Below are 9463 nucleotides of genomic sequence, written 5' to 3'. Positions count from 1 at the left end.
CTGATCACATTCTGTTTACGGCTGCGCGAAAAAAGCTTTCCCCTTAAGTTAATCTCTGAATGTGGAATAAATAACCACCAGCCGTTCCCTACACCAGAACAGAACATCATAAGAAAAGGTACAGACATGAAATTTAACCTCGCATTAGTCAGTGCATGTGTGGTTTCAGCATGCATGTTATTCACAACACCGTCATTTGCCGCCAAACCTTACGACATAGCCGTCGTTGCCAAAGTCACCGGTATTCCATGGTTCACACGTATGGAAGTCGGCGTAAAAGAAGCCGCACAGAAACTGGATGTTAATGCCTATCAGGTGGGCGCATCCACGCCGGATCCCGCTCAGCAGGTCAAAGTGATTGAAGATTTGATCGCCAAAAAAGTCGACGCCATTATCGTGGTGCCAAACGACGCCAAAGTGCTGGAACCGGTGCTTAAGAAAGCCCGTGATCAGGGCATTGTGGTATTAACGCACGAATCGCCGGATCAGCAGATTGGTCAGTGGGATATCGAAACCATCGACAGCCAGAAATACGCCGAAGCCAATATGGACGAGCTGGCGAAAGACATGGGCGGCAAAGGCGGTTATGCGATTTATGTCGGCTCGCTGACCGTGCCATTGCATAACGCATGGGCCGATGCCGCGATTAAATATCAGAAAGAAAAATACCCGGATATGCATGAAGTCACGTCACGCCTGCCGGTCGCGGAAAATATTGATAAGTCTTACTCCACAACGCTCGATTTAATGAAAACCTACCCTGATCTGAAAGGGATTATTGGTTTCGGTTCACTCGGCCCGATTGGTGCCGGTCAGGCCGTTCAGCAAAAACGTGCAAAAAATAAAATCGCCGTTGTGGGTATTGCCATGCCAGCTCAGGCTGCGCCATACCTGATGCGCGGTGATATTAAGAAAGTGCTGCTGTGGGATCCGAAAGATGCCGGTTACGCGTTAGTGACGGTCGCCGACCAGATGTTGCAGGGTAAAGAAGTGAATAAAGATCTGAGCATCGACGGGTTAGGCAAAGCTGATGTGGATATGGATAAACACGTGATCCGCTTTAATAAAATCCTGGAAGTCACACCAGAAAATGCGAAATCACTCGGATTCTGATTTAGCTTTTTAATACTTTTATTTACCGGAGATAATTTATCTCCAGCGCCACACCAGGCAAATAGAAACAGATACGGCGTTGTATGTTGTGCCGTATCTGAATTTCTAATCAGACATTGAAAACTTATACCCTAAATAATTCGCGTTGTGAGAAGGCGGCAAATGAGTAAAGCCCGATGAGCTTACATAAGTAAGTGACTCGGGTGAGCAAGTGAAGCCAACGCACCCGCAGCGTGAAGTATGAAGGGCATGTTGTAAGGATTGCGATGAATACTCTCAGCACGTCCCCTGCCCCTGCTGAGGCCTTTATCAGCCTCGAAAAAATCAGTAAAAAATTCCCCGGCGTATTAGCGCTGGATAATGTCAGCCTGACGCTTAATAAAGGTGAAGTACATTGTCTCGCCGGTCAGAATGGCTGCGGCAAGAGTACCATCATTAAAGTTATTTCCGGTGTCTATCAGCCGGAAAAAGGCGCGGCCATTACGCTCGACGGCAAATTATTTCATACCCTGACGCCGCAACTTTCGTCTTATTATGGCATTCAGGTTATTTATCAGGACTTGTCTTTATTCCCCAATTTATCGGTGGCTGAAAATATTGCTATCCACCGTTATTTACCGGGCGGCGATTTCTGGGTACATCGTGAGGCAATGCGCAAAAAAGCCATCGCGGCGATGCAACGGGTTGGCGTCTCACTGGATCCGGATCGTAAAGTCGAAAAGCTGTCGATTGCTGACCGCCAGTTAGTGGCAATATGCCGGGCAATCGCGGCTGACGCCAGTCTGGTTATTATGGATGAACCCACCGCGTCGCTGACCCGCACCGAAGTGAACGGTTTGCTGCGGGTGGTGAATGAGCTCAAAGCTGCCGGTATTTGCGTGGTATTTGTCAGCCATCGCCTCGATGAAGTCATGGAAGTCGCTGACCGTATCAGTGTGATGCGCGATGGCAAACTGGTCGGTACCTATCCGGCCAGTGAACTTGACAGTAATGAACTGGCATTCCTGATGACCGGACAGCGTTTTACCTACAGCCATCTGCCGCAACGCGCGCCGGTCAACGTCACGCCGCTGCTGGAAGTCAGCCATCTGAGCCGCAAAGGTCAGTATCAGGATATTTCGCTGTCGCTGCGTCAGGGTGAAATCACCTCGATTATCGGCCTGCTCGGTTCAGGGCGTACCGAGCTCTGCCTGAGCCTGTTTGGCATGAGTCAACCGGACAGCGGGGAAATCCGTGTCAACGGTAAGGCGGTGAAACTTCACAGCAACCGCGACGCTATCCGTCACGGCATTGCGTATGTGTCGGAAGATCGCCTGACGCAGGGGCTGATCATGGAACAATCCATTTATGACAACACGCTGGTGTCAATTTTTGACAAGTTGCGCACCGGCGCCGGGCTGATGGATCACCGCAAAGCCGCCTCCGTGGTGAAAGACCTGATCCGTGATCTGAACATTAAAGTGTCGGACAGCAGCCTGCCGGTGAAAACCCTTTCCGGCGGTAATGCACAACGCATCGCCATCGCCAAATGGGTGGCGACGCAGCCACATATCCTGATCCTCGATTCGCCGACAGTCGGTGTCGATATCGCCAATAAAGAAGGGATTTACCGCATCGCGCGCGATCTGGCGGAATCCGGCATGGCAGTGCTGATGATTTGCGATGAAATCCCGGAAGCGTATTACAACAGCCACCGCGTGCTGGTGATGCGTAAAGGCCAGCTGGTGGCGGAATTTGCGCCGCATCAGAGCAGCGAAGCGCAAATTGCGGAGGCGATCAATGAATAACAAATCTCTTACGAAACTGTTTTCCCTGCACGAATTCTGGCTGGGATTACTGGTACTGCTGCTGGTGATTGGCCTGAGTGTCAGCACCCGTGAATTTATGACGCTCGGCAACCTGACCGACGTTGCCACCAGCTACGCCATTCTCGGTATTCTGGCCTGCGGCCTGTTTGTGGTACTGATTGCCGGTGGTATCGATATTTCTTTCCCGGCAGTGACCTCTATCGGTCAGTACGTGATGGCGAGTTACATCATTCATCATGGCGGCAGCTTTCCTCTGGCGTTTGCCATGTCGATGGGCATCGGTTTACTGCTCGGGCTGGTCAACGGCTTCCTGGTCTACTGGCTGCGCGTGCCGGCCATTATTATCACGATTGCCACATTAAACCTTTTCTACGGTTTGCTGGTGTATCTGACCAATGGCACCTGGCTTTACGGCTTCCCCGACTGGTTCATGAACGGCATCAACTGGTTCTCCTTTACTGCCGCCGACGGTTACGACTATGGCCTGACGCTGCCGCTGCTCAGCCTGCTGGGCGTCATTATTGCCACCGGCGTGCTGATGAACCGCACCCGTGTGGGCCGGCAGATTTACGCCATGGGCAGCAACCGTGATGCCGCGTCGCGCCTGGGCCTGAACATCCTGCGTCTGCATTTTTATGTGTATGGCTTTATGGGATTGCTGGCAGGTATCGCCGCCGTGGTACAGGCGCAGATCACTCAGTCCGTGGCACCCAACTCGTTACTCGGTTATGAACTGACCGTACTGGCGGCGGTGGTCTTAGGCGGTACCAGTATGACCGGCGGTCGCGGCTCGCTGACCGGCACCGTCCTCGGTGTCATGTTGCTGGCCTTTTTGCAAAACGGCCTGACGCTGCTGAGCATTTCATCTTACTGGCATCAGGTATTTAGCGGCGTGATCATTCTGGTCAGCATCAGCAGCACCGCGTGGAATGAAAAACGCAAACTGGCAAAGGGGATGTGACATGACGACTTTAACCCGATTCTTCCCCGGCGACCGCATCATCCGCTTGCAGTTGCTGATTATCGTTGTTGTTGCCGTATTGTTCTCATTTACGCTGGGCGGCAGTTTTTACAGCATCGGCAATTTCCAGTCGATCTCCTCGCAATTGCCGATTCTGGGCATGCTGGCTCTGGGGATGGGCATCACCATGCTCACCGGTGGTATCAACCTCTCGGTGATTGCCGGGGCAAATGCCTGTTCGCTGGCAATGGCAGCCATTCTGGTGGCGCATCCGGGTCAGCCGGAATATTTCGCGCTGGCGATGCTCGCCGGTCTGGCCGTTGCGGTGGTGACTGGCGTACTCAATGGCGTGCTGATTGCGTATATCGGAGTTTCACCGATTCTGGCAACGCTCGGCACCATGACGCTGATTGCCGGGCTGAATATTCTGCTGACCAACGGCGCGGTGATTTCCGGCTTCCCGGCGGCAATCCAGTATCTCAGCAACGGCAGTCTTTTGGGCATTCCGGTCGCACTGCTGTTATTCCTGCTGGTGGCGCTGTTGTTATGGGTATTACTCGAACACACCACACTTGGCCGCAGCTTATATCTGATGGGTTCCAACGAACAGGCCACGCGGTTCAGCGGCGTCAATACCCATAAAGTTACTATCGCGGTGTATGTGCTTTCCGCCCTGCTCGGCTGGGGTGCGGCATTGCTGATGATGTCCAAATTTAACTCGGCAAAAGCAGGTTACGGCGACTCCTATTTGCTGGTGACCATTCTGGCCTCCGTACTCGGCGGGATTAATCCCGACGGCGGTTTCGGCCGGGTCATCGGGCTGGTACTGGCACTGATCGTCCTGCAAATGCTGGAAAGTGGCCTGAACCTGATGGGGGTAAGCAGTTATCTGACAATGGCTCTGTGGGGCGGCGTTCTGATCCTGTTTATCGCTCTGCAAAACAGAAAATCTTAAGCGAAAGCTTTTTACCGAAGGGAAAGAACATGGCGAGTTATTTTATTGGAGTCGACGTAGGTACCGGCAGCGCCCGCGCGGGTGTCTTCGACATGACCGGCCGCATGGTTGGCCAGGCCAGCCGTGAGATTACGTTATACCGCCCGAAAGCCGATTTCGTCGAGCAATCGTCCGATGAGATCTGGCAATCTGTCTGTAACGCCGTGAAAGATGCGGTTAATCAGGCTGACATCAACCCGATCCAGGTGAAAGGTATCGGCTTCGACGCCACCTGTTCGCTGGTGGTGCTGGATAAAGAAGGTAAGCCGCTGACCGTCAGCCCGTCCGGGCGCAGCGAGCAAAACATTATTGTCTGGATGGATCACCGTGCCATTACCCAGGCCGAGCGCATCAATGCCACCGGTCACCGCGTGCTGGAATTCGTTGGCGGGATTATTTCACCGGAAATGCAAACGCCGAAATTGCTCTGGCTGAAACAGCATATGCCGACCACCTGGAACAACGTCGGTCACCTGTTCGACCTGCCGGATTTTCTGACCTGGCGCGCCACACAGGACACCACGCGCTCGCTGTGTTCCACCGTCTGTAAATGGACGTATATCGGCCATGAAGACCGCTGGGATCCAAGCTATTTCCGCCAGATCGGGCTGGAAGATTTGCTGGAAAACAACGCGGCGAAAATCGGCAGTGAAGTAAAAACCATGGGCGAGCCGCTCGGGCATGGTCTGACACAGCGCGCCGCCGCAGAGATGGGGCTGATGGCAGGCACCGCCGTCAGCGTTTCTATCATTGATGCCCATGCAGGCAGCCTCGGTATTCTCGGTGCCAGCGGCGCATCCGGTGAATCGGCCGACTTCGATAACCGCATCGCGCTGATTGGCGGTACTTCCACGGCGCACATGGCGATGTCCCGCAGCGCACGTTATATCGGCGGCATCTGGGGGCCTTACTACTCGGCTATTTTGCCAGATTACTGGCTGAACGAAGGGGGGCAATCCACCACCGGCGCACTGATTGACCATATGATTCAGTCGCATCCGTGTTATCACGATTTACTGAAACAGGGTAAAGACAGCGGCAAAACTATTTACGAAGTACTCAACAACATTTTGCGAAAAATGGCCGGTGAACCGGAGAATATCGCCTTCCTGACCAAAGATATTCATATGCTGCCCTACTTCCACGGCAACCGTTCACCGCGCGCCAACCCGACGCTGACCGGTACGCTGACCGGTCTGAAACTCTCGCGTACGCCGGAAGACATGGCACTGCATTATCTGGCCACCATTCAGGCGCTGGCGCTGGGCACCCGCCATATCATCGAGACCATGAACCAGAGTGGATATCGCATTGATACCATGATGGCAAGCGGTGGTGGCACCAAAAATCCGGTGTTTGTACAGGAGCACTCCAACGCCACAGGCTGTGCAATGTTGTTACCGGAAGAAAGCGAAGCGATGTTACTCGGCAGTGCCATGATGGGCACCGTTGCGGCCGGCGCATACGACTCGTTGCCGGAAGCGATGGCGGCCATGAGCCGCATCGGCAAAACGGTCACACCGCAAACCAATAAAATCAAAGAGTATTACGATCGCAAATACCGTGTGTTTCATGAGATGTACCACGACAGCATGAAATACCGCCGCCTGATGCAGGGGGAAACCCAATGAATGCAGAGGATGAATTTGCCCTGGCGTGCCAGGGCTGGCAAACCTACAGCCAGGAATTGCTGGCATTACGGCACAATCTCGATGCCGATATCTGGCAGCAGTTACTGACCCTGATCACCGGCTGTAAGGGCAAAATTGCCGTCAGCGGCGTCGGGACGTCGGGCATTGCGGCGCGGAAAATCGCCCATATGCTGGCATGCGTCGAACAACCGGCGGTATATCTCAGCGCCACCGATGCCGCCCATGGTGATTTAGGCTTTATGCGCAGCGATGACCTGATGATTTTAATTTCCCGGGGCGGAAACTCTGAAGAACTGACGCGTTTGTTACCGGCGCTGAAAGCCAGGGGCGTGGCGATCATCAGTGTGACGGAGAATACGGATTCGGCGATCGCCCGTGCCGCCACGCTGGTGGTGAAAACACATATTGAGCAAGAAATCGACCCGCTCAATATGCTGGCTACCACGTCCATCATACTGGTGCTGGCGGTGTTCGATGCGTTGTGTGGCAATATCATGCTGCGCAACGGCTTTGATCAGCAGCGGCTGCTGAAAGTCCATCCGGGCGGAAATGTCGGTAAAATCCTGCGCGAACAGGATGTGTGAAACCATTCTCACCTTTTAATTTCATCCGCCACCAGCGCTGCCAGAATGGAGACGGCACGCGCGGTGTGCGGTCCCCATTCGAAAGAGGTATTAATGCGCATACAATGGCTGAAACGCGCGTCGGCGGAGAACATGGTGCCGGGCGCGACGCTGACGCCTTTTGCCAGAGCGCGCTGATAGACCCGTGCCGCGTCCACGTTATCGCCTAAATCCAGCCATAAAAAATACCCGCCGGCGGGTTGCGTCACTGTCACCTGCGCCGGAAACTCAGCCAGGATAGCGTGACGCATCGCCATCTGGCGTTGTTCAAGCACACGTCGCAACCGCCGCAGATGGGTATCGTAGCCGCCCTGCTGCGCACCTTTTTGCATATAATCGGCTAATGCCAGCTGAACCGGCACACTGGCCGATAATGTACTCATCAGTTGCAGGCGTTGAATACGTTCGGCATAAGCCCCCGCCGCCACCCAGCCTACGCGAAAGCCCGGCGCGAGAGATTTCGAAAAAGACGAACAATGCAGAATTTCGCTGCGGTATGACGAGGCTTTCAGCGGCACCGTCCGTTCACTGTCAAAGTACAGTTCGCTGTAGACATCGTCCTCTATCAGCGCCACTTTATGCGCCTGAAGAATACTCACCAGCCGTGTTTTTCTCTCCGGCGGCAAACTGCATCCGAGCGGGTTCTGAAAGCTGGACATCAGCCAGCAGGCTTTGATGGGATAAATTTCCAGCGCCTGTTCCAGTGCCTCGGGATCCATGCCGCTACGTACGTCAGTCGGAATGGCGACGGCTTTTAATTTACGCCGCTCAATCGCCTGCAATACCCCGTAAAAAGCCGGCGATTCGATAGCCACCCAATCCCCCGGCTCGGTCACAACCTGCAAACTTAACCCGAGCGACTCCATCGCACCTGACGTAATGACAATTTCATCGGGTGCCACTTCAATGCCGTTTTGCGCATACCGCTGCGCAATGCTGCGACGCAGTTCTTCATTACCCGGCGGCAGATTTGCAGTGGCGCTGTGTGGCGACATCCGGCGGACGGCGCTCGCCAGGGAGCGAGCCAGACGTGGTTGCGGGAAAAGTGTCGGATCAGGAAACGCGGAACCAAGCGGCACCACGGCGGGATCTTGCCCGGCTTTAAGAATATCGAAAATAGCGTCATTGACGTCCACCTGCTCTGCGGCATGTAAACGCCCGTCGGGAGAAGGACGCACCGGTCGCTGCCCCCCCGCCGCCACGAAATAGCCGGACTGCGGACGTGCGACAATCACACCCTGACTTTCCAGCAGCTGATAGGCCTGCAGCACAGTCATCAGACTCAGGCCAGACTGTTTACAGGTATCACGCAATGAAGGCAGCCGTTCGCCCGGTAACCAGACCTGCGTATCAATTTGTCTGCGCAAGGTACGCGCCAGCGTTTCATAACGGGATTGAGTCATTATCCATCAGCACTGTTATAGAAAGTGTTAATCAAAAGATAACTATTATACCTGATTTTGCGCTTTCCCTCTGACGTAAACTGCTCATCAACAGCGACGAACATTTAACAGAGAGTTATAGCGGCGAAACATTCACCATGATAATGTGTGAATTCACCGCATTACTCAGATTTATCTGAGCTTCCTTTCACACCTGTTCGCGCAACCTTACGCTTTCTAAACACTTTCTCCACGATCGCTGGAAAAGTAACACTCCGCCTTTCACTCTTTTACATCCACACCGCATTACTATTCATTGGATTGAGTAGACTTGTTTTCGTCGAAACAAAACGGGCGAATTGCCTGAATCTCCAATGAGGAATTTAATTATGCGTAAACTTACCGCAATGATTGTGGCTTCAACTCTGGCTCTGAGCTCCGCTTCTTTCGCATTTGCTGCTGAAACCACCGCGACACCGGCCACTGACGCCACGACCGCCACGCAAGGCAAAATGCTGCATCATAAAGGACCGCAGCATATGAATCCGTTTGCGGGCCTGAACCTGACTGAACAGCAGAAAACACAGATGAAAGAAATCATGAAAGACAGCGGGGCACGCCCTGACCGTGCAGCCATGAAAGCCCAGATGGATCAGATGCACAACCTGGTGGCGACCGACAGCTTCGATGAAGCTAAGGTAAAAGCGCAAATTGATACCATCACTAAAGCGCAGTCTGACCGCATGCTTGACCGTGCCCGTGCTGAGAACAAAATGTATAATCTGCTGACACCAGAGCAGAAAAAACAGTTCAATGAAAACTATCAGCAACGCGCCGCCAAAATGGAGCACATGCGTGACCACAAACCAGGCCAGGAAAAGTCAGCAACCGCTGAATAATCCTTAACCTGACAGAATAACCGGCCCATCG

The 9463-nt window shown here is 53.6% G+C and carries 8 protein-coding genes; 7 read left to right on the top strand and 1 reads right to left on the bottom strand.

Translation table 11 applies throughout. From position 1 onward, the window contains the following. Positions 1–126: 126 nt before the first annotated feature. The 6 genes from J1785_RS07215 (at position 127) to J1785_RS07190 (ending at position 7112) form a co-directional block, all read left to right on the top strand. The gene (locus tag J1785_RS07215; RefSeq protein WP_129952623.1) at positions 127–1113 is read left to right on the top strand and encodes an autoinducer 2 ABC transporter substrate-binding protein; all 987 of its coding nucleotides are present in this window, start codon (positions 127–129) and stop codon (positions 1111–1113) included. 266 nt (positions 1114–1379) lie between these two features. Beyond that, positions 1380–2900 (top strand): sugar ABC transporter ATP-binding protein, encoded by a 1521-nt coding sequence (locus J1785_RS07210; RefSeq protein ID WP_217219121.1) that lies wholly within the window; start codon positions 1380–1382, stop codon positions 2898–2900. Next, a complete protein-coding gene (locus tag J1785_RS07205) occupies positions 2893–3882 on the top strand; it encodes an ABC transporter permease (protein ID WP_217137424.1) in 990 nt (329 codons plus the stop codon). The genes J1785_RS07210 and J1785_RS07205 overlap by 8 nt, the downstream gene beginning before the upstream one ends. A 1-nt stretch (position 3883) precedes the next feature. Continuing rightward, complete coding sequence (locus J1785_RS07200) at positions 3884–4837, top strand: ABC transporter permease (protein WP_217137425.1); 954 nt, start codon at positions 3884–3886, stop codon at positions 4835–4837. 29 nt (positions 4838–4866) lie between these two features. Continuing rightward, a complete protein-coding gene (locus J1785_RS07195; protein WP_129991901.1) occupies positions 4867–6507 on the top strand; it encodes an FGGY-family carbohydrate kinase in 1641 nt (546 codons plus the stop codon). Beyond that, a complete protein-coding gene (locus J1785_RS07190) occupies positions 6504–7112 on the top strand; it encodes a KpsF/GutQ family sugar-phosphate isomerase (RefSeq protein ID WP_129952618.1) in 609 nt (202 codons plus the stop codon). The genes J1785_RS07195 and J1785_RS07190 overlap by 4 nt, the downstream gene beginning before the upstream one ends. An 8-nt stretch (positions 7113–7120) precedes the next feature. Here the strand turns inward: J1785_RS07190 and J1785_RS07185 are convergent, their stop codons facing one another. Next, positions 7121–8554 carry an aminotransferase-like domain-containing protein gene (locus J1785_RS07185; RefSeq protein WP_217137427.1) on the bottom strand — a complete coding sequence of 478 codons (1434 nt, stop codon included), beginning with the start codon at positions 8552–8554 and terminating at the stop codon, positions 7121–7123. A gap of 368 nt (positions 8555–8922) precedes the next feature. Here J1785_RS07185 and spy point away from each other — a divergent pair, with 368 nt between their 5' ends. Then, positions 8923–9432, top strand: coding sequence for an ATP-independent periplasmic protein-refolding chaperone Spy (gene spy, locus J1785_RS07180; protein ID WP_129952616.1), 510 nt, complete (start codon positions 8923–8925; stop codon positions 9430–9432). Positions 9433–9463: the final 31 nt, after the last annotated feature.

Origin of the sequence: Rahnella perminowiae, assembly GCF_019049755.1 — a bacterium.
In the GTDB taxonomy this organism is placed as follows: domain Bacteria; phylum Pseudomonadota; class Gammaproteobacteria; order Enterobacterales; family Enterobacteriaceae; genus Rahnella; species Rahnella perminowiae.
Note: the sequence above shows the minus strand (reverse complement) of the source record. Positions and strands in the feature narration are given on the sequence as shown.